Below are 19,612 nucleotides of genomic sequence, written 5' to 3'. Positions count from 1 at the left end.
CACGGCGCCCTGCCCTCCACCCCGGACCGATCGCGCCCGGCCGCATCGGCCGCCGCGCGTGTCCGGGACACCGTACTCGGGCCCCGGCCCGGGACGTGCGCGGCGCGCCTACCGCACCCCGGTGCGATCCGCCGCGACGGACTCGCCGGCGATCCGGCCGAACGCCAGGCACTCCGCCAGGCTGGCACCGCCGGCGGGGTACAGCAGGCCGTGGATCGACCCGAGCTCGCCGGCCGAGTACAGGTGGGCGACCGGGCCGCCCCGGGCCGAGACGACGCGCGCTGCCGCATCCCGCCGGGGACCGCCGACGGTGTGCGACCCGCCCGGCCACAGCGCCACCGCGTAGAACCGGTCCCCGACCAGCGGTGTCAGCGTCGCCGGGTCGCGGCCGTGGTCGACGTCGTGGCCGGCGGCGCACAGCGCGTTGTACCGCTCGACGGTGGCGACCAGCGCGTCGGGGTCGAGCCCGCACGCGCCGGCCAGCTCGGCGACCGAGCCGCCGCTGTGGATCCATCCGCGAGCCAGCTCCGCGCGGTTGTCGGAGCTCCACGCGTAGTCCCCGACCGGTCCGGCCGGCCCGGAGTAGGTGGGCACGAGCGGGGCCCGCGCCATGCGCGCGTCGTCGAAGATCCACCAGGTCGGGATGCGCGGTCGGGTCAGTCGTCCGGCGTCCATGGCGAGCAGGTGCAGGGTCGCGGCGTGCTGTCGCCCCGGCTCGGGCAGGAAGCGCCGCCCACCTCCGTCGACGAAGACCGCGCCCGGCGGCCGGACGGCGGGATCGGGCCCGAACCGCCCCGACCCCCACAGGTCGATCGCCGTGCCGCCGCCGTAGCCGTCACCGGGGAACCGCGCGACGAAGTGCCCGGGCCAGACGTTCATGTGCCACAGCGCCGCCCCGACGTCGAGGCCCATGGTGATGCCGTCGCCGGTGTTGTGCCGGGTGCCGTAGAAGTGCACGGGGGTGGCGGGCAGGTACTGGGTCTTGAGCGCGTCGTCGGCCTCGAAGCCACCGACGGCGAGCACGACGCCTCGGCGCACCCCGATCCGGGACGGCCCGTCGGCCGCGTCGACCTGCACGCCGACCACCGCTCCGGTGGCGTCGGTGAGCAGCGCCGTCGCCCGCGCGCCGTGGCGCACCTCGATCCCGCGGTCCGCCACCAGCCACCGCAGCAGCCCGTGCAAGGGGCACCCGGTGTAGCCGTCGGGCTGCCGGCCGGGCCGCGCCCTGTAGACGGTGACCGCGCCGTGGTCGGGCAGGGTGTCGTGCTCGCCGTGCAGGTCGAGCACCGCGTACTCGCCGCCGTGCGCGCCCAGCCACTCGGGGTTGCGCGCCGTCTCCCGCGCCCAGGTCGCGATCAGCTCCGGGTCGACGACCTCGCCGTTGACCGCGTAGGACGCGGCCAGGTAGCGGCAGGCGCCGGCGACGTCCGTGGGCACGAGGAAGAAGCCCGCGGCGTAGCGGCTGTTGGGCCGGTGCGTCGCGGCGTCCTGCTTCTCCAGCACCAGCACCTGCGCACCCCGGTCGTGCGCGGTCACCGCCGCGACCGCGCCGGCGTTGCCCAGCCCCAGCACCGCGACGTCGACCACCTGGTCGAACCCGCCGGTGTGGAACACCTCAGGTCACCGCGACCGTCGCCGAACCCGTGAGCACCCGCCGGTCGGCGCCCGCGACGCAGACGAGCTCGACCTCGGCGAGCCGCTGCCCGTCGACCTCGTCGACCGCCGTGACGGTCGCGGTGACGGTCAGCGTGTCGCCCGGCCAGGTGGGGGCCACGAAACGGGCCCGGTACCGGCGCACGTTCTCGTGGCCGAACCAGTCGGTGAGCACCCGCCCGGCCAGCCCCATCACGAGCATGCCGTGCGCCATGACCGTCGGGTTGCCGGCGGTCTCGCGCGCGAACGGCTCGTCGGTGTGCAGCGGGTTGAAGTCGGCCGACGCGCCCGCGTACATGACGATCTGCGTGCGCTTGAGATCGGTGACGACCTCCTCGGCGCGGGTGTCGCCGACGGCGACCGTGCTCGACAGGGTGCTGGTCATGGAGCCTCCTCGCTCGCCGGTGTCTGGGTCGGCGCGGTGGTCACGGTGACCGTGGTCGAGCGGACCACGGGCTGCTGCTGCGCGTCGAGGAAGTCGATGTGCCGCTCGGTGAAGGTGAGCACGCCCGAGCGGCCCGCCTTCGTCCACGTCCGGCCCGCCCTCTTGTGCGCGGTGAGCGTCTCCCCCTCCCCCAGCGGGCGGTGGTAGGTGAACTCCTGCTCGGCGTGCAGGCCGCCGCTGCCCCGCGACTCCCCCGGCCCTGCGCCCGACCCGTGCCACGGCCGCCCGGGCCGCATCACCAGCGGCCAGTCCTCGTCGACGTGCGCGAACGCGATCGGGAACGTCGGCGGGATCCCCGGCCCGGCGTCGCCGAGCGCCCTCGCGAACGCCCGCACGTGCCCGCTCTCGACGGTGAACGGCTGGCCGGTCGCGATCTCCCGCGCGCGGGCGCGGTTGGCCTTGCCCGCGGTCGTGCGCGGCACCTCGTCGACCCGGACCAGCCGCCGCGGGTGCTTGTAGCGGGCGAGCCGCTCACCGAGGTGCGCCGTCAGCTCCGCGTCGGTGAGGCCCTGCAGCGCGGCGCGGGGTGCGACGAGCGCGGTGACGATCTGCCCCCACCGCGGGTCCGGCACCCCGACGACGACCGCGTCCGTGATCGCCGGATGGGCGAGCAGCGCCTGCTCGACCTCCTCGGGGAACACCTTCTCCCCGCCGGTGTTGACCACGCCGTCACCGCGACCGAGCAGCACCAGGCGCCCGTCGGCCTCGACGGTGGCGAGGTCGCCGGGCACCGCGTGCCGCACGCCGTCGATCACCCGCCAGGTGCGGGCGGTGCGCACGGGATCACCCAGGTACCCGACGGGCTGCGGCCCGGCGCTGGCCAGCACGCCCACCTGCCCGCTCCCCGGGACGACGTCGCGGTCCTCCTCGTCGAGCACCCGTGCGACCGACGCGAGCGTGAACCGGCCCTCTGCGAGGTCCTCCACGCGGCTCACCTCGGAGATCCCGAACGGGCCGCCCTCGGATGCCGAGATGTTGTCGACCAGCGTCATGGCGCCGCGGGCGAGCAGCTCCCGCTTCACCGCGACGCTCCACGTGACCCCAGAGCTCGTGATCCGCCGCAGGCAGCCGATGTCGTACGGGGTGCCGGCCTGCTCGGCGTCCGCGAGCGCGTCGACCAGCGGCCGGCCGAACGCGTCCCCGACGATCACCATCTCCGTGGCCCGCCGGCGCGCCACGATGCCCCACACCTCGTGGGCGTCCAGGGAGCGCGACGTGGCGAAGCAGACCGTGCCCCCGCCCAGCAGCGTGCGCATCGCGTTGAAGAAGCCGGTGCCGTGCATCATCGGCGACATCGGCACGACCACCGGGCGATCACCACGCCGACCCAGCTCGGTCACCCCGGCGGCCACCTCGGCGAGGCTGGTCGGTGCCGGGATCCCGTGGAGGCGGAACACCGAGCTCAGGATGCCCAGCAGGCCGTCCCGGTCCCAGACGACGCCCTTGGGGCGTCCCGTGGTGCCGCCGGTGAGCAGGATGATGCCGTCGCCGCGTTCGGCGTCGTCGGCGGGCAGTGCCGGACCCGCGACCGCGGACGCGTACGCCTCCGTACCGACCTGCAGCAGCACGCGCACCCCGGGCAGGTCGGCGACGACGGCCCGGGCGACGTCGGCCAGCGACTCGTCGACGACCAGCGCCGCCGCCGACGTGTACTCCAGCGCGTACCGCAGCTCCGGCTCCCGGTACCGGTAGTTGACGTTGACGGGCACGGCGCCGAGCCGGAACGCGGCGAGCACCGTCTCCAGGTACTCCGCACCGTTGTGCAGGCCGACGGCGACGACGTCACCCGGTCCGATCCCGCGCCCGGCCAGCGCCCCGGCGAGCCGCGCCGCCCGCTCGTGCAGCTGCGCGTGGGTCAGCTCGCGATCGCCCACGACGACAGCGAGGTCGTCCGCCGCGACCTCGGCCGCCACCCCCAGCGCCGCAGCGACGCTCCGCAACCCGGTCGTCATCGCGCCGGCAGGTCGTACGTCCGCGCGTTCGCGATCATCGCCGCGTCCATCAACCACTCCTTGGCCCGTCGGGGATCCGCCGCGGTCGCGGCGATCTGTTCTCGGAAGCGCGCGCGCTCGGCCTCGTCCTGCTCCCCGAGCGCGGTGGTGGTCCGGTGGGTGATCTCCTGGACGGTCTCCACGGCCGCCTTGCGCCGCCGCTGCGCCCACTGGTCGAGCAGGCCGTCGGTGGCACCGCAGGCGCCGGACAGCACCGCCGGCAGCTGCACCGACAGGTCGAAGGCGTCGTGGATCCCGCCGTTCAGACCCATCCCGCCCATCGGGCTGTTGACGTGCGCGGCGTCGCCGAGCAGGAGCACCCGGCCGTGCCGGAAGGAGTCGACCACGCGCTGGTGCACCGCGTACACCTTGCGCTCACGCAGCACCAGGTCGGGCACCTCGCCGAACAGCCCGCGCAACCGGGCATCGACGTACGCGTCCGAGACGGCCTCCTCGCCGGGCACCCCCGGCGGCACCGCCACCACCACCCGCCACACGTCCGGCACCCGCAGCACCAGCAGGTGCTCTGCGGGATCGGAGATGTAGTTGACGTCGCAGATGCCCGGCATCAGCGTCTCGATCGGGTAGTCGATGGACAGCACGAGGTAGCGGTGCTCGTAGGTGAGCCCGTCGAACGGGCAGCCCAGCACCTTGCGGACGGTGCTGCGGGCACCGTCGGCGCCGAGCACCCAGTCCGCGACCGCGACCGGCCCGGTGTCGGTCTCCAGCACGACGCCGTCGCCGTCGGGTCGCAGGTCGGTGACCGGGCAGCCGAACCGCACGACGACGTCCGGGTGATCGGCGGCGAGCGCGTCCCGGACGATCTGCGTGTACTTGTACTGCTCCAGCTGCAGCCGGAACGGGTAGTCGGTCTCGTCGGCGAGCAGGTCGAGGTCGAACTCCGCGATCAGCCCGGTGCGCCGGTCCCGCACCTGGTAGCGGGGCGCGACGATGCCGGCGTCGAGCATCGCGTCGACCACGCCCAGGTGCCGGGCGATCTCGATCGTCGGCGGGTGGAACGTCGAGGCCCGCCACTCGGTGCTCAGCTGCGCCTGGGCCTCCAGCACCGCGACCGAGACCCCCTGCCGCGCCAGTGCCAGCGCGGCCGTCAGCCCGACCGGGCCCGCCCCCACGACGGCCACGTCGGCGCGGATCACCTCGTCGCCGGTCATCCCCGGCTCCAGTCCGCGATGCGGTCGCACATGACCTCGACCAGGTCCGGCCGCCCGGCGAAGTAGTGATCGGCACCGGCGATCTCCACCAGCTCCCGGCGGCGCGGATCGGCGGCCTCGTACATGCCGCGGGCGTGGCTGGGGAATGCCGCGCGATCGGCCGTGCCGTGCACGATCAGCACCGGGGCGGCGACGTCGGGCAGGCAGCGGTAGGCGTTGGCCCGGCTGTGGTCGTAGCTCCACTGGCTCAGCCAGGAGCGCAGGCTCGTGAGGTGGCCCAGGGAGGCCGGCCGGAAGTTCGCCGTCCACGGGTCGCCCCAGAGCGTGCCGGGTGCCCGGTCGGACGGGTCGAGGGACAGATCGGTGAAGCGCAGGTCGGCCGCGGTGCCGTGGACGACGAACGGCAGGTCGTCGGGCGCGAGGTCGCCGCGGCGGTGCTTCTCCAGGCCGGCCAGCTGGTCGGCGGCCCAGGTGCTGATGCGCCGGTTGCGGGCCAGCTGCGCCTCCCGGTAGCGCGCCACGAACTCGGCCGAGTACGGGGGCGGCACGGCGAACATGTCGAGCTCCGGGTCGCGGTCGAACGGCAGCTGCTCGTCGGTGATCGCCGGGTCCAGGCCCTCGGTGTAGACGGTGGCCCGGCCGGGGTGCGCCATGGCCAGCACGATGCGGTCGGCGGGCTGCAGGCCGGCCAGGTCGACCGGGTCGCCCGCCGGCGTGGCGGTGATCGTCGGCCGCTCGGCCTGCTGCTGGTAGAGCGCGGCCAGCCCGCCCCCGCCGGAGTTGCCGACGAGCACGACCCGGGAGTAGCCGGCCGCACGCAGGTGGGCGACGGCGGCCCCGATGTCCAGGACGCAGTTCTCCATGATCAGCGCGGAGTCGTTGCCCACGTAGCGGGTGCACAGCCCGACCGCGGCCACCCCGCGCTCGGCCAGCCCGGGCAGCGCGTAGTGCCCGAGGAAGTTCGAGCTGGGGTGGACGATCAGAACGGCGGTCGTGGGGCGGATGCGGTCGTCGCGCCACAGCGCCGCCCAGATCTTGCCGGACAGGCGCGCCACCCCGGAGTTGATGTCCAGGCGCTGCCCGGGCGGCATGGTGATCGCCAGCAGCTCGCGGATCAGCACGGACGGCTCCCCCCTTCGCTCGGTGCCGAGATCGGTGCGCCGATCAACGCGGGCGCGCGTTCCAGGCCGCGAGGACCTCGGCCCCGGAGCGGGCGTCGTCGTCGGTGAGCGGCCGGGTCTGGACGGTCAGCTCCACCCGCACCCCGTTGGGGTCGAAGAGGTAGAGCGACTCCCACACACCGTCGTGGTCGACGATGCCGACCGTCTCGACGCCCTCGGCCGCGAAGTGCGCCTTCCACGCGTCGAGCTCCTCCACGGAGTCGACGTCGAGCGCGATGTGCCGGATCCACGACGGGATGCCGTCCGGGATCGGCCGGTCGAGCCCGTCGACCTCGAAGAAGGCGATCGCGCCGCCGTCGTGCAGGCCGAAGAACGTGTGCAGGTACGGGGTGCGCTCGCCGCTGGACGGCACGACGTCGAGGCGGATCGCGGCGAGGAACGGGCACTTGAGCACCCGTGTGTAGAAGTCGTGCGTGCGCTGGGAGTCCCAGGTCGGGTACGCGATGTGGTTCAGCGACCGGGGCGCCCGCAGGACGGCGGTGTCGACCATCACCGATCCTTTCTCAATTATCGGACATCAAGTCCGTATTCTGTTACAAGTTTCGAGGGTGGTTCACGGGTTGTCAACCGAGCACGACGACCCCGCGCAGTCCCTCCCCGGCGAGCAGCCGGTCGTAGCCCTCGGCCGCTGCGTCCAGCGCGAACGTCCCGGTGAGGTAGCGGTCCAGCGGCAGCGACCCGTCCAGGTAGCGGGCGGCGAGGAGCGGCAGGTCGCGGGCGGCGTCGCAGTCGCCCCAGATCGACACCCGGATCGAGCCGCCGGTGAGGAACAGCTCGCGCAGGCCCAGCTCCGCCACCTCGCCGGTCCGCGGCGCGCCCACCACGACCATCCGGGAGCCCGGCGCACGCATATCGACCGCGGTCGCGAACGTGCGCGCCCCGCCGACGGCGTCGAGCACGACGTCGGCGCCGCGCCCGCCCGTCAGGTCCCGCACGGCCGCAACCGCGTCCCCGGCGGCAGCGTCGACGACGTCGGTGGCCCCGAACACGCGCGCCACCGCGAGCTTCTCGGGGCGGACGTCGACCGCGATCACCCGCGCGGCACCGGCAGCCGCGGCGCCGGCCACCGCCGCGACCCCCACCCCGCCGCAGCCGAGCACCACCACGTCGTCGGCCGGGCCGACCGCCGCGGTGTGCACGGCGGCGCCGTACCCGCTCGGCACCCCACACCCGAGCAGGGCCGCCACCGGCGGCGGCACCCGCGGATCGATGGGGATCGCGTTGCGGGCCGGTACCAGCACCCGCTCGGCCAGCCCGCCCACCCCGAGCACGCCGGTGCCGGGAGTGCCGTCGCCGAGCAGGATCGGCGGCCGGCGCAGCAACCGGTCCGGGCAGGCCTGCGGCCGCCCGCCGGCGCACTGCCGGCACCGGCCGCACGCCATCATCGGGGCCACCACCACGGTGTCGCCGAGCGCCGGCCCGACGGCGTCCGGCCCGAGTGCGACGACCCGACCGGCGACCTCGTGCCCGACGACGTAGGGGAACGCGGTGCCCGAGGTGCCGTGCATGAAGTGCACGTCGCTGTGGCACAACCCGCAGGCCGTCACCTCCACGGCCACCTCGTCGCCCACCGGCTCGCGCAGCGGGACCTCCTCGATCCGGATCGGCCCGTGCGCCTCGCGGACGACCGCGGCGCGGTAGTGCGCTGACATCGGCGCTCCTCTCAGTACCAGCGCGGCTGGCGATGCGGCGCGGTGTCGATCACGACGGTCTTGAGCTCGGTGTAGGCCTCGTGCCCGATCCGCCCCAGCTCGCGCCCCACCCCGGAGGCACCGACGCCGCCGATCGGGGCGTCGAGCGCGAGCGCGCCGTAGGAGTTGATCCAGAAGTAGCCCGAACGGACCGCCCGCGCCGTGCCCAGCGCCAGTTCGACGTCGCGCGTCCAGCACCCACCGACGAGGCCGAAGGGCGTGTCGTTCGCCAGCGCGACGGCCTGCTCGGGCGACCGGAACCGCTGCACGGTGAGCACCGGTCCGAAGACCTCCTCGCGCACGATGTCGGGTACCGCCGGAAGGTCGTCGGGGACGTCGAGCACGGTCGGCGCGACGAACGCCCCGCCCGGGTGCACGCCCGGCGGGCGGGCCCCGCCGGTGAGCACGCGGGCGCCCTGCGCGGCGGCCGCGGCGGTCATGGCGAGGATGCGGTGCTCGTGGTCGGGCGAGATCACGCAGCCCAGCTGCGCGTCGGGGTCGAACGGGTCGCCCACCCGGATCCCCTCGGCGATCGCGACGATCCGGTCGACCACCTCGTCGGCGACGGAGTCGGCCACCAGCAGCCGCGAGCCGGCGAAGCAGCGCTGCCCGGCGTTGCGGAACACCCCGCCGACCGCGGCGTGCACGGCGGCGTCGAGATCGGCGTCGGCGAAGACGATGTTCGCCGACTTCCCGCCCAGTTCGAGCAGGACGCGCTTGCACCCGTCGGCGGCGTCGCGCATCACCTGCTGGCCGACGGCGGTGCTGCCGGTGAACGACACCATCGCCACGGCCGGGTGCGTGACGAGCGCGTGACCGACGTCGCCGGCGCCCTGCACCACCTGCAGCAACCCTGCCGGCAGGCCTGCCTCGACCAGCAGGGCGGCCAGCTCCGGCGCGGCCAGCGGGCTCAGCTCCGGGGCCTTGAGCACCATCGCGTTGCCGGCGGCGAGCGCCGGGCCGGCCTTCTGCGCGGCGAACATCAGCGTCGCGTTGAACGGGACCACCGCGGCGACCACGCCCACGGGCTCGCGGAAGGTCATCCGCAGGCTCGTGCCGTCGGCGGGCAGCGTCGCGCCCTCCAGCAGCGGCGCCCAGGCGGCGGCGCTGCGCAGGTGCGCGGCCGCGACGGCCACGTCGCCGCGGGCCTCGGCGAGGGTCTTGCCGTTGTCGAGGGCGACCAGCGCGACGAGCCGCTCGGCGTCGCGGTCGACCAGGTCGGCCGCGGTGCGCAGGATCCGTGCCCGCTCGTGCGGCGCCGTGGCCGCCCACGCCGGCTGCGCGGCGACCGCGCCCGCGACGGCGTGCTCCAGCAGGGCGGGGCTCGTCTGCTCGATCGTCGCCACCAGCGTGCCGTCGCCGGGGTGGTGGTCGGGGAACGCCGGCCCACCTCCCGCCCGGGCGACCCCGTCGACGTGGGTGTGCTCGGCCGTCGCCGCGACGTCGACGACGTCGGGACGGCCGGACCGGACGGTGTCCATCGCGCCTCCCCTTACCTCGGCCGCTGATCGACGCTACCATGGATCTACTCATTTATCGGACCCAAAGTCCGATAGATGGACAACCGCATCGTCGCGCGAGGGAGACCCGTGGAGTACACCCATCTCGGACGCAGCGGGCTGACGGTGTCCCGGCTCGTCCTCGGCACGGACAACTTCGGCACCCAGACCACCGCCGAGGACGCCTTCGCGATCATGGACCGCGCCCACGAGCTGGGCATCAACGTGATCGACACGGGCGACGTCTACGGCTGGCGGTTCGGCGAGGGCCTCACCGAGACGATCATCGGGAAGTGGTTCGCCACGGGCGGCGGCCGCCGCGAACGCACCGTGCTGGCCACCAAGCTCTACGGCCGCATGGCCGACTGGCCCAACAACCAGGGGCTCTCCGCGCTGCACATCCGGCGGGCGTGCGAGGCGTCGCTGCGCCGGCTCGGCACCGACCACATCGACCTCTACCAGCCCCACCACATCGACCGGCACACGCCGTGGCCGGAGATCTGGGAAGCCATGGACCTGCTCAAGGCCCAGGGCAAGATCGTCTACGTGGGCTCGTCCAACCACCCGGGCTGGCACATCGCAGCCGGCCAGGAGGCCGCGGCACGCCGCGGCGGCACCGGGCTGGTCAGCGAGCAGACCATCTACAACCTGCTGGAGCGCACCGCCGAGCTGGAGGTGCTGCCCTCCTGCGCGCACTACGGCGTCGGGATGATGGCGTGGTCGCCGCTCGACGCCGGACTGCTCGGCGGGATCCTCCGCAAGGAGGCGGAGCAGCGGATGGGTGAGCCGCTGCCCGGGGCTCGGATCGCCACGCACCGGGGCAAGCGCCTGGCCAAGCTGGAGCGGCACCGCGCGCAGATCGCGGACTACGAGGACCTCTGCGCGAAGCTGGGGCACGCCCCGGCCGACGTCGCCGTGGCCTGGCTGCTGGCCCGTCCCGGCGTTGCAGCCACCATCATCGGGCCGCGCACCGTCGAGCAGCTCGACGCCTCGACCGGCGCGCTCGCCGTCACCCTCGACGAGGACACCCTCGCCCGGCTGGACGAGCTCTTCCCCGGCCCCGGCCCGGCCCCCGAGGCCTACGCCTGGTGAGAACTCAGCGGAAGGTCTGCCGCAGCCCCAGCAGCCGGCCCACGCCGAGCTGCTCCAGGTACTCGGCGTGGCTGTCCACCGAGTACACGTGCTGCTGCAGGTAGCTCTTGGTGTCGTCGGCCACGGCCAGGTCGCGGTAGGCGACGAGCTGCTCGCGGTCGTAGCCGTAGTGGCCCGGCGAGGAGAGCGGGTGCGCCCCGTACGGAGCGTGCGCGACCCGCTCCACGATCGCCCCGGGGATGGAGACGATCCGCGGGTCGGGCGCCGGCGCGTACTCGTCGAGGATCTCGTCGGCGCAGACGATGACGTGGTCGCTGGCCTTCGCCATCACGTCCTCGAACTTGCGCTGGCCGAAGATCTGCGTGTTGCCCTTCCGGTCCACGACCTGGGCGTGGAACAGGCCGTAGTCCGCGCGCAGTGCGGGCACGGTCGTCACCACCGCCCCGGTGTACGGGTCGGTCGTCGTGCGGATCATCGGGTTGACCTTGGGCAGGTCGGTGCCCTCGTACAGCGGCGGCAGCGGCAGGAACGGCAGCCTGCTCGCGCCGGCCCGGAACCCGTAGACGACGTAGGCCTCGTCGCCCTCGACGATCTCGATCGTCCCCTGCTCCGCGGCCCGGCGGAAGTTCGGCGCCAGCCCCAGGAACTCCAACCCGACGTAGGAGACGTGCAGCTTCCGCACGCACCCCGCCGCGATCAACATGTCGACCGGCGGCCCGCCGCTCGGCGTCGGGATCAGCTCCAGGTCCTTGACCCCGCGCCGGATCAGCGCGTTGACCAGCGCCATCGGGCTGTTGTGCGAGTGCACGCCGCCGAGCGCGATCGTCGCGCCGTCCGGGATGTCGGCGACCGCCTCCTCGGGCGTGGTCACCTTGCTGCTGGTCATGGGCGTGGCTCCTTCGTCGCGCCGAGCAGCACCAGCCCGGTGCTGCCGGCGAGCTCCGCTCTCCTGATCTTGCCGCCGTCGTCGACGGGCAGCTCCGCGACGAACTCCACCTCGCGGGGCCGCTTGTAGCGCGACAGCTGCGTCGCGCAGTGCTCGAGGATCTGCTGCTCGGTCAGCCCACTGCCGGGCACGCGCTGCACGAGCGCCTTGACCGCCTCGCCGTAGCGCTCGTCCGGCACCCCGACGACGGCCGCCCGGTGCACGCCGGGGCAGCTCTGCAGGACGGCCTCGACCTCGCCCGCGTAGACGTTCTGCGCACCGGAGCGGATCACGCCCTGCGCGCGGTCGGCCAGGTAGATGTAGCCCTCCTCGTCGCGGCGGGCCATGTCGCCCAGCCGCAGCCAGCCGTCGGCGAGCACCGTCCGGGTCACCTCCGGCTGGCTCCAGTAGCCGGAGAACACGGCGGGCGAGCGGATCCGCATCTCGCCGACCTCGCCCGGTGCCACCTCGGCGCCGTTCCCGTCGACGATCGTGACGTCGGCGAACGCCGCCGGCCGCCCGACCGGCACGATCGACGTGGCCCCCGCGGCGAGGAACCGGCGATGGTCCTCCGGAGTCAGCAAAGCGCTGAACCCGCCGGCCTCGGTCGCCCCGAACGCGTGGTAGAGCCCGACGTCGAGCACGGCTGTCAGCGCCCGCACCAGGTCCCAGGAGCTGGCGGCACCGCCGTAGCCGATCAGCCGGAGCGCGCGCGCCCGCTCGGCGTCCAGTGCGGGCAGCGCGGCGACCAGGTCGACCAGCATCGTCGGCGCCAGGAACGTGTGGACGACGCCGTGCTCGGCGATGTCGTCGACGAAGGCGGCCGGGTCGAACCGGCGGCGCAGCAGCAGCGGCACGCCGAGGTAGGCGGTGGTGGTGACGAACGAGGCACCGACGCCGAGGCTCAGCGGCAGGGAGATCCAGGTGGGGCCGTTGCGCGGCACCTCGACCTCGCACAGGTAGTTCGCCGTGCTCGCCAGCTGCTGCTCGTGCGTGGCCATGCAGCCCTTGGCCGCACCGGTGGTGCCGCTGGTGTAGCGCAGCGAACGCAGGTCGGTGCCGCTGCCCGTCGGCGGGACCGGGGTCGGGTCGGCGGACGCCACGAGCTCGTCGAAGTCCTCGACGGGCACGCGCGCCGATCCGGACGGCACGTCCCCGACGGTGATGATCCGGCGGATCGCCGGCGCGCCGGCAGCGGCCTCGACGGCGACCGGTGAGTCGCAGATCAGGACCGAGGCCCCGGAGTGGACGAGGATCCGCCGCATCTCCGGCGCGGTGAGCCGCGGGTTGATGCCGACCGTGACGAGGTTGGCCTTCCACAGCCCGTGGTAGGCGACCACGACCCGGTGGTCGTTCGCCAGCACGAGCGCGACCCGCTCCTGCTCGCCGTGGCCGAGCGCGACCAGGGCGTTGGCCAGCCGGTCGCTCGCGCGGTCCAGCTCGCGCCAGGTCAGCCGGCCGCCGTCGGCGATCACGGCGAGCCCGTCCCCGCGGCGGACGGCGTTCTGGCGCAGCAGGGTCTCGATGCGCATCGTTGCTCCAGGTCGGTCTCGGTTCGGGGAACCGCGGCTCAGGTCGGTCGGCGGACGGCGAGCAGCTGCGACTCGATCACACCGACGACCACAGCCGGAAGCTCCAGGTGCAGGTTGTGGCCGGCACCGGGCACCACCTGCACCGGCCGGCCCAGCGTCATGGACATGTCGGTCGGTCGGACGGCCGGGTCGGCGGACCCGCAGACGAGCCGGACGGGCGCCGCCGCCCTGGCCACCACCTCCGCGAGCTCGACCCCGGACACGGGCGGCGCGGCCGAGACGCGCGGGTCGGCCGCGAGCGCGAACCCGCCGTCGACCGCACGGATCCCGGTCGCGAGATCGGCCTCCGCGATCGCGGCGAGCCCGCTCACCCGGGCGAACCGCTCCGCGGCCGCGTCCCGGTCGGGGAAGACCCGCCGCGGCTTCGCGGCGAGCGCGGCGCGCCCGGCGAGCTCCTCGGGGGTCCAGCGCACCTTCATCGCCATCGCCGTGACGGCGCCGACCCGCACCCCGAACGTGCCGTCGGCCAGCGCGAGCGCGACGAGACCGCCGAGCGAGTGGCCGATCACCAGGTCGACGTACCGGTCGGGCGCCACGGCGGCGGCGACCGCCGCGGCGCACGAACGGTGGTCGTACTCCGGCAACGGGGCGGACCGGCCGTGCCCCGGCAGGTCGACGGTGATCCAGCGCAGGCCGAGGCCGCGGCGGGCCAGCGCACCCAGCACCGGCGCCCACACGGCCGCGCTCGCCCCGGACCCGTGCAGCAGCAGCACCGACGGCCCGCTGCGCCCGCCGCGCTCGACGTGCAGCGAGGCGGTCACCGACGAACCCGCAGTGCGCCCAGGAAACCCAGCACCGCCGCGACGAACCGGTCGGGCCGCTCGACCTGCGGGTAGTGGCCCGCCCCGGGCACCGTGGTCGTGCGCGCGCCGGGGATCTGCGCCGCGAGCTCGCGCCAGGTCGCGTCGGGGACGAGCCGGTCGTGCTCGCCCCGGACGAGCGCGACCGGCACCGCGATGCTGCCGTAGTCGCGCCGCGGAGCGCGGACGTGCCCGCGCCGCTCGTCGCCGGATCGCAGCGGGGAGCGCACCGCGGCGGCGGCCGCGGTCTCCCACGCGCCGGGCAGCGCGGTGAAGGCGTGCCGGCGCCGCAGGTACTCCTCGCTGTCGCGCCATGCCGGGTCGTGGAACAGCACCTCCATCGACGGACGCAGCCCGTCGAGGGTGCCGTCGAAGTCCTCCAGCACCGCCCGGCCGGCCGCATCGGGCGCCGCCAGTCCGATGCCGGCGGCGACGATCGCGGGCAGCGGCCACGGCGGATCGGGCCGGGCGGCCATGTCGAGCACCATGCGCGCGCTCAGCGACGTGCCGACCACGGCGACCGGCTCGACGTCGAGGGCGGCGAGCAGGGCCGCCACCTGCCGGACCATGAGCCGCCGCTGCCCACCCGCGAAGTCGCGGATCTTGGCGCTGCGCCCGAAGCCGACCAGGTCGACGGCGAGCACCCGGTGCCGCGCGGCCAGCGCGGGCAGGCAGCCCGCCCAGGTCAGCTCCGCCGCTGCCCCGTACTCGCCCCCGTGCAGCAGGAGCAGCGGGGGCCCGTCCCCCGCGTCGAGGAGGTGGGTGCGGATGCCGTCGGCGTCGACGTACCGGGAGTGCGGGTGCGGCGCCGGCTCGGCGATCTCCACGGCTCAGCCGACCGCGGCGTGACGGCGCAGCACGCCGTCGCGGTCGATCCGGGTGCGCAGCAGCTCCAGCTCGTGCGCGGTCGGCGGCGTGACGGTCTGCACGTCGTCGGGGACGAGCAGCTCGAAGCCGGTGGCCTCCTGGATCTGTGCGACCGTCGTCCACGGGTGGATCTTCAGGATGCGCATGTGCTTGCTGACCGGTTCGAAGTCGAACACGCCCAGCGGGGTGAACACCCGCCGCGGCCCCGCCGACTCCGGCCGGTAGACCTTGCTGCGGGAGTCGCCGCCGTCGAGCCAGCCGGCGCCGCTGACGAAGTCGACCCGGTCGACGAACACCTTCGGCGTGTGGTGCTCGGTGTAGATGTAGCTGGTCTTGAAGCCGCCGGTGAAGATCAGCCCGATCGTGCCCGGTCCGCGCACCTTGGGCCGGGCCCAGTCGCCGATCATCGCCATGTTGAGGTTGCCGAACTTGTCGATCTGCATGCCGCCGAGGAAGGCGAAGTCGAAGCGGATCGCGGTCTCGAAGTCGACGACGTCGTCGAGGCTGTAGTGGTACTCGCTGGTGACCAGGTTGCGGTAGTCGGCCGACGACTCGGTCAGCCGCGCGATCTTCGGGTTGGACGCGCCGCTTCCCCCGCAGAAGAAGGTGAGGTCGGGCGCGTGGGTGAGCTGCGCCAGCCGCAGCCCGGCGGCCGGGATGTGCGAAGCCGCCCCGACCGAGCCGAAGTCCCCGTCGGCCATCTCGTGCGCGATGGAGATCGCCATCATCTCGGCCCAGGTGTAGCCCTCGTCCGCCACGTCGCCTCCTTGCACGCCTCAGCGTTCGCAATTATCGTACAGGAAGTCCGCAATTCGTTACAACGACGGTGTTGCTCGAACGGAGTGTGGTTGATGCCCGGACCTGCGATCGAACGCGTCCTGCACGGCCTGGTCGACCTGCACTGCCACTCGGGCCCCAACCCGCTGCCCCGGCGGTTCGACCACGTGGAGGCGGCCCGCGACGGCGCCCGCCTGGGCATGCGCGCCTTCCTGGCGAAGTCGCACCACCACAACACGGTGCTGGACCTGCTGGCGATGCGCGAGCAGCTCGCCGGCCTGTCCACGCAGGTCTTCGGCGGCATCGCGCTCAACCAGTTCGTGGGCGGCATCAACCCCTACGCCGTCGAGCTCTCGCTGCGCATGGGCGGGCGCTGCGTCTGGTTCCCCACCATCTCCTCGTCCGCGCACGTGGACCACCACAACCGCGGCGGCGGCTTCCCGACCCCGACGATCCCGCTCTCGTCCACCCAGATCGACGTCCGCGACGCCGAGGGTGCGCTGCTGCCCGAGGTGCTGCGGGTCATCGACCTCGTCGTCGAGAGCGACGCGCTGCTCTCGGCCGGGCACCTGGCGCCGGCCGACATCCGCGAGGTGTTCACCGCCGCGCAGGAGAAGGGTGTGCGCCGGATGGTGATCAGCCACCCCAACTTCGTGATCGGCTCCGATCCGGCGCAGTGCCGGGAGTTCACCGCGCTGGGCGCGTTCGTCGAGCACGAGACGGCGATGTACGACCCGGAGGTCGCCAACGTGCGCTGGGGGCCCGAGGTCCTCATGCAGTGGATCTCCGACGTCGGTCCCGAGCACACCGTGCTCGCCTCCGATCTCGGACAGGTCGGCCGCCCGATGCCGGTCGACTCGTTCCTGCGGGTGGGCGAGGCGCTGCTGGACCTCGGACTGCCGGAGAAGGACCTGCAGCGGATCGTGCGGGACAACCCGGCGTTCCTGATCGGCATCGAGGACGAGCCCTGAGGGGGAAGACCATGTACAGCGCCACGGACCCACGGGCCGCACTCGCCCCGGCCGCCACCGCCCGTTCCGACGAGCCGATCGCCCCGTTCGCAGCCTTCGAGCTGCAGGACCTCCCGCCGGCCGAGGTCTCCGCGCGGGGCAGCCGCACCTGGTACGTGCGCGGGCAGAACTTCGTGCTCGCCTACACCCGCGCGGTCGCGGGCGACCGGCTGGAGCGCACAGCCGCGCAGCAGGCGCACGAGTACGTCGTCGTCGTTCCCCACGACGGGGCGACCGTGCACCTCGACCACGCCGACGTGCCCGCCGCCGCCATGACGGGTCGCGGCGTCGCGATCGTCCCCGCCGGGGACAGCGGCGTCGCGCTGGACACCGAGGCCGACGTCGTGCGCCTCTTCGACGTGCGGACGGCCGACCTGCTCCCCCGCTGCCACAACGCGGCCGACTACGCCGAGCCGCACCCCCGGGTGGCCCCGCTCCAGGCGTGGCCCGACCCGGTCGACGGCCCGAAGATCCGCTGCTACCCGAACTCGGCGTACCCGCAGGCCCCGGACCGGTTCGGCCGGATCGTGCGGTCCAGCGCCTTCATGGTCAACTTCGGGGACCCGAAGGACGGTCCGCGCAACCCCGACCGGCTCTCCCCGCACCACCACGACGACTTCGAGCAGTGCTCGCTCACCGTGGCCGGCGACTACGTCCACCACGTCCGCACCCCGTGGACGGGGAAGCGCTCGCAGTGGCTCCCCGACGTGCACGCCGAGGTCGCCAGCCCGGCCGTCGCGATCATCCCGCCGCCCACCGAGCACACCAGCCAGGCGCTCGGCGAGGGCACCCACCAGCTCATCGACATCTTCAGCCCGCCGCGCGCGGACTTCTCGGCCAGACCGGGCTGGGTGCTCAACGCCGCCGACTACCCGGCGCCGGACGTGGCTGCCGTCCATGGCTGACCGCCTGCTCGACGGGCCCGGCGTGCGGCTCAGCGCCTGGATCGACCTGGGCACCACCCAGAGCGTCCACGGCACCCGGGAGCGGCCGTGACAGCCGCGCGGCTGGTCGGCGCCTGGGAGCTCGTCGGCTACGAGGTGCCCGCCGCCCCACCGCCGCAGCGGCACCCACTCGGCGCGCGGCCGCTCGGCCAGCTCGTCTACACCGCCGACGGCTACATGGCCGTGCACTACATGGCCGGTGAGCGCCCGCTGCTGGCCGCGGAGAACTGGCGGACCGCCTCCGACGGCGAGCGGCTGGCAGCCGTCGCGACCTACGGCGGCTACTCGGGGCGCTACGAGTGGCTGGGAGACCGCGTGGCCCATCATGTCGACGCGAGCATCTACCCGAACTGGATCGGCACCACCCTGGTCCGCAACGCCGTCCTCGACGGCGACCTCCTCGTCCTGCGCGCCACCGTCGACGACCCCGCGCCGGAGCCGGGTCGACCGCCCGCCCCGGTCCTGCGCTGGCGGCGCCGCCCGTGAACCGACCGGAGGTCCCGATGCTGGTCGACGCGCACGCCCACCTCGTCACGACCGATCCCGCGTACCCGTTCGCCCCGCCATCGGGCCGGGTCCCCGCTGCGGTCCGGGACGACCCGATGACGGCCGAGCGCCTGATCGCCTCGCTGGACGCGACCGGCGCGGCCGCCGCGGTCGCCGTGCAGCGGGCCCACGTCTACGGGCACGACAACCGCTACGTCCTGGACAGCGCGCGGCGGCATCCCGGCCGGCTGCGCGCGATGTGCGTGATCGACGCACAGGCCCCGGAGGCGCCGGCCACCGTCGCGGAGCTGGCCGCGCACGGCGCCGCCGCGATCCGGCTGACTGCGCCGGGCGGTGACCGGCACGGCGGGCCGGCGGGCACCGGCTGGTTCGCCGGGCCGGCGGCGCGCGGCGCGTGGGCCGCGGCCGCGAGTGCCGGTCTGTCGCTGTGCCTGCACGTGTACCGCTGGAACCGCGACGACGTGCTGCGCGCCCTGCCCGAGGTCTGCCGCGCCTTCCCGGGCGTGCCGGTCGTGCTCGACCACGTCGCGAGCGTCACCGCCGACGGGCCGCAGCCCTGGTCGGGGTCGGAGCTGCTGCTGGCACTGACCGAGCTGGAGCAGGTGCACGTCAAGGTGACGACGCTGAACTTCGCCTGGCTCCGCGCCGCCGGCCGCGAGCCCGCGGAGCTGATCGCCTGGCTCGTCGACCGGTTCGGCGCCCGCCGGGTGCTGTGGGGTTCCGACGTCACCCAGACCCCGGGCGCCCACGCGGACATGGTCGCGCTGGCCCGCGCCGGTGTCGCCGGGCTGCCCGAGCGGGATGCCGCCGAGGTTCTCGGGGGCACCGCGGCCCGCCTCTACGGCCTGGCGGCCGCGTGACGACGCACCTGGTCGACAGCCACGTCCACGTCTTCACCTCGGACCTGCCGGTGGCCGGACGGGCATGGACCCGGCCGACGGTTGCGCTGCCGGTCGAGGAGCTGGTCGCGCTGATGGGGTGCGCCGGCGTCACCCACGCCGTCGTCTCGGCCATGAGCCTGCTCGCGGACCCCAACCGGTACACCGTGGAGGCGTTGCAGGCGCACCCGGACCGGCTCGCGCCGCTGCTGGACGGGCTGTGCGCGGCGGGGACGGACGTGGTGGTCGATCACTTCGGCGACCCGAGCCCCACCGACGGCTACGCCGGTGCGGGTGGCCAGGCGCTGCTGCGGGCGTTGGGCACCGGGCGGGTGCGGGTGAAGCTCTCGGCGGCGCACCGCTTCCCGGTCGCGCCCGAGCTGCTGGCGCGCTGCGCGGCGACACTGCTGCGCCACGCCGGGCCGGAGCGGCTGTTCCTCGGTACGGACGCGCCGTTCGTCGGCTCCCGGGTGACGACGAGCTACGCCGAGCAGGTGGCGATGTTCGCCCAGCTCGTGCCCGACCACGACGTCCGGGCCCGGATGTCGGCCGCGGCGCACGCGTACTACTTCGGCAAGGGAGAATGAT

At 74.3% G+C, this 19,612-nt stretch carries 19 protein-coding genes; 6 read left to right on the top strand and 13 right to left on the bottom strand.

The genetic code is table 11. The features are described from left to right. Positions 1-108: 108 nt before the first annotated feature. The 8 genes from ACQEVB_RS39315 to ACQEVB_RS39280 all read right to left on the bottom strand — a co-directional run bounded on the left by ACQEVB_RS39315 (position 109) and on the right by ACQEVB_RS39280 (position 9,614). A complete protein-coding gene (locus ACQEVB_RS39315; RefSeq protein ID WP_432984541.1) occupies positions 109-1,614 on the bottom strand; it encodes an FAD-dependent oxidoreductase in 1,506 nt (501 codons plus the stop codon). A gap of 1 nt (position 1,615) precedes the next feature. Next, the gene (locus ACQEVB_RS39310; RefSeq protein ID WP_432984538.1) at positions 1,616-2,038 is read right to left on the bottom strand and encodes a MaoC/PaaZ C-terminal domain-containing protein; all 423 of its coding nucleotides are present in this window, start codon (positions 2,036-2,038) and stop codon (positions 1,616-1,618) included. Then, positions 2,035-4,050, bottom strand: coding sequence for an AMP-binding protein (locus tag ACQEVB_RS39305; RefSeq protein WP_432984535.1), 2,016 nt, complete (start codon positions 4,048-4,050; stop codon positions 2,035-2,037). The genes ACQEVB_RS39310 and ACQEVB_RS39305 overlap by 4 nt, the downstream gene beginning before the upstream one ends. Continuing rightward, positions 4,047-5,261, bottom strand: coding sequence for an FAD-dependent oxidoreductase (locus ACQEVB_RS39300; RefSeq protein ID WP_432984532.1), 1,215 nt, complete (start codon positions 5,259-5,261; stop codon positions 4,047-4,049). Before ACQEVB_RS39300 ends, ACQEVB_RS39305 begins: the two co-directional genes overlap by 4 nt. Further along, positions 5,258-6,382, bottom strand: coding sequence for a hypothetical protein (locus tag ACQEVB_RS39295; RefSeq protein ID WP_432984529.1), 1,125 nt, complete (start codon positions 6,380-6,382; stop codon positions 5,258-5,260). Before ACQEVB_RS39295 ends, ACQEVB_RS39300 begins: the two co-directional genes overlap by 4 nt. Before the next feature lie 43 nt (positions 6,383-6,425). Next, positions 6,426-6,932 (bottom strand): VOC family protein, encoded by a 507-nt coding sequence (locus ACQEVB_RS39290; RefSeq protein WP_432984526.1) that lies wholly within the window; start codon positions 6,930-6,932, stop codon positions 6,426-6,428. 73 nt (positions 6,933-7,005) lie between these two features. Next, positions 7,006-8,094, bottom strand: coding sequence for a zinc-binding dehydrogenase (locus tag ACQEVB_RS39285; protein WP_432984523.1), 1,089 nt, complete (start codon positions 8,092-8,094; stop codon positions 7,006-7,008). 11 nt (positions 8,095-8,105) lie between these two features. Beyond that, positions 8,106-9,614 (bottom strand): aldehyde dehydrogenase family protein, encoded by a 1,509-nt coding sequence (locus tag ACQEVB_RS39280; protein ID WP_432984520.1) that lies wholly within the window; start codon positions 9,612-9,614, stop codon positions 8,106-8,108. Between the two features lie 108 nt (positions 9,615-9,722). On the opposite strand from ACQEVB_RS39280, the gene ACQEVB_RS39275 reads away from it, so the two are divergent. Next, positions 9,723-10,724, top strand: a complete 1,002-nt coding sequence (locus ACQEVB_RS39275) for an aldo/keto reductase (protein WP_432984517.1) — start codon at positions 9,723-9,725, stop codon at positions 10,722-10,724. Positions 10,725-10,728: 4 nt separating this feature from the next. Here ACQEVB_RS39275 and ACQEVB_RS39270 read toward each other — a convergent pair whose 3' ends face one another. Genes ACQEVB_RS39270 through ACQEVB_RS39250 form a run of 5 tightly spaced genes read right to left on the bottom strand, consistent with a single transcriptional unit; the run spans position 10,729 to position 15,666 of the window. Next, on the bottom strand, positions 10,729-11,610 hold the full coding sequence (locus ACQEVB_RS39270; RefSeq protein ID WP_432984514.1) for a CoA transferase subunit A: 882 nt from the start codon (positions 11,608-11,610) through the stop codon (positions 10,729-10,731). Further along, positions 11,607-13,181 (bottom strand): class I adenylate-forming enzyme family protein, encoded by a 1,575-nt coding sequence (locus ACQEVB_RS39265; protein WP_432984511.1) that lies wholly within the window; start codon positions 13,179-13,181, stop codon positions 11,607-11,609. Before ACQEVB_RS39265 ends, ACQEVB_RS39270 begins: the two co-directional genes overlap by 4 nt. A gap of 38 nt (positions 13,182-13,219) precedes the next feature. Then, positions 13,220-14,002 carry an alpha/beta fold hydrolase gene (locus tag ACQEVB_RS39260; RefSeq protein WP_432984508.1) on the bottom strand — a complete coding sequence of 261 codons (783 nt, stop codon included), beginning with the start codon at positions 14,000-14,002 and terminating at the stop codon, positions 13,220-13,222. Then, positions 13,999-14,868 carry an alpha/beta fold hydrolase gene (locus ACQEVB_RS39255; protein WP_432984505.1) on the bottom strand — a complete coding sequence of 290 codons (870 nt, stop codon included), beginning with the start codon at positions 14,866-14,868 and terminating at the stop codon, positions 13,999-14,001. Before ACQEVB_RS39255 ends, ACQEVB_RS39260 begins: the two co-directional genes overlap by 4 nt. A gap of 3 nt (positions 14,869-14,871) precedes the next feature. Further along, a complete protein-coding gene (locus ACQEVB_RS39250; protein ID WP_432984502.1) occupies positions 14,872-15,666 on the bottom strand; it encodes a CoA-transferase subunit beta in 795 nt (264 codons plus the stop codon). Between the two features lie 93 nt (positions 15,667-15,759). Here ACQEVB_RS39250 and ACQEVB_RS39245 point away from each other — a divergent pair, with 93 nt between their 5' ends. The 5 genes from ACQEVB_RS39245 (at position 15,760) to ACQEVB_RS39225 (ending at position 19,611) form a co-directional block, all read left to right on the top strand. Continuing rightward, the gene (locus tag ACQEVB_RS39245; protein ID WP_432984499.1) at positions 15,760-16,656 is read left to right on the top strand and encodes a DUF6282 family protein; all 897 of its coding nucleotides are present in this window, start codon (positions 15,760-15,762) and stop codon (positions 16,654-16,656) included. 11 nt (positions 16,657-16,667) lie between these two features. Continuing rightward, positions 16,668-17,600, top strand: a complete 933-nt coding sequence (locus ACQEVB_RS39240; protein WP_432984496.1) for a hypothetical protein — start codon at positions 16,668-16,670, stop codon at positions 17,598-17,600. Between the two features lie 87 nt (positions 17,601-17,687). Beyond that, positions 17,688-18,125: a lipocalin-like domain-containing protein gene (locus tag ACQEVB_RS39235; RefSeq protein WP_432984493.1), complete on the top strand. Its 438-nt coding sequence runs from the start codon at positions 17,688-17,690 to the stop codon at positions 18,123-18,125. A 17-nt stretch (positions 18,126-18,142) separates the two neighbouring features. Beyond that, positions 18,143-19,006, top strand: coding sequence for an amidohydrolase family protein (locus tag ACQEVB_RS39230; protein ID WP_432984490.1), 864 nt, complete (start codon positions 18,143-18,145; stop codon positions 19,004-19,006). Continuing rightward, positions 19,003-19,611 (top strand): amidohydrolase family protein, encoded by a 609-nt coding sequence (locus tag ACQEVB_RS39225; RefSeq protein ID WP_432984487.1) that lies wholly within the window; start codon positions 19,003-19,005, stop codon positions 19,609-19,611. Before ACQEVB_RS39230 ends, ACQEVB_RS39225 begins: the two co-directional genes overlap by 4 nt. Position 19,612 lies beyond the last annotated feature (1 nt).

This window comes from Pseudonocardia sp. CA-107938 (assembly GCF_050936315.1).
Classification (GTDB): Bacteria; Actinomycetota; Actinomycetes; order Mycobacteriales; family Pseudonocardiaceae; genus Pseudonocardia.
Note: the sequence above shows the minus strand (reverse complement) of the source record. Positions and strands in the feature narration are given on the sequence as shown.

What these genes read in the sequence shown, in the direction of transcription:
- ACQEVB_RS39310 (WP_432984538.1), bottom strand. Translation starts at nt 2,038, where the DNA reads ATGACCAGCACCCTGTCGAGCACGGTCGCCGTCGGCGACACCCGCGCC.
- ACQEVB_RS39305 (WP_432984535.1), bottom strand. Translation starts at nt 4,050, where the DNA reads ATGACGACCGGGTTGCGGAGCGTCGCTGCGGCGCTGGGGGTGGCGGCC.
- ACQEVB_RS39300 (WP_432984532.1), bottom strand. Translation starts at nt 5,261, where the DNA reads ATGACCGGCGACGAGGTGATCCGCGCCGACGTGGCCGTCGTGGGGGCG.
- ACQEVB_RS39290 (WP_432984526.1), bottom strand. Translation starts at nt 6,932, where the DNA reads ATGGTCGACACCGCCGTCCTGCGGGCGCCCCGGTCGCTGAACCACATC.
- ACQEVB_RS39285 (WP_432984523.1), bottom strand. Translation starts at nt 8,094, where the DNA reads ATGTCAGCGCACTACCGCGCCGCGGTCGTCCGCGAGGCGCACGGGCCG.
- ACQEVB_RS39280 (WP_432984520.1), bottom strand. Translation starts at nt 9,614, where the DNA reads ATGGACACCGTCCGGTCCGGCCGTCCCGACGTCGTCGACGTCGCGGCG.
- ACQEVB_RS39270 (WP_432984514.1), bottom strand. Translation starts at nt 11,610, where the DNA reads ATGACCAGCAGCAAGGTGACCACGCCCGAGGAGGCGGTCGCCGACATC.
- ACQEVB_RS39265 (WP_432984511.1), bottom strand. Translation starts at nt 13,181, where the DNA reads ATGCGCATCGAGACCCTGCTGCGCCAGAACGCCGTCCGCCGCGGGGAC.
- ACQEVB_RS39245 (WP_432984499.1), top strand. Translation starts at nt 15,760, where the DNA reads ATGCCCGGACCTGCGATCGAACGCGTCCTGCACGGCCTGGTCGACCTG.
- ACQEVB_RS39240 (WP_432984496.1), top strand. Translation starts at nt 16,668, where the DNA reads ATGTACAGCGCCACGGACCCACGGGCCGCACTCGCCCCGGCCGCCACC.
- ACQEVB_RS39230 (WP_432984490.1), top strand. Translation starts at nt 18,143, where the DNA reads ATGCTGGTCGACGCGCACGCCCACCTCGTCACGACCGATCCCGCGTAC.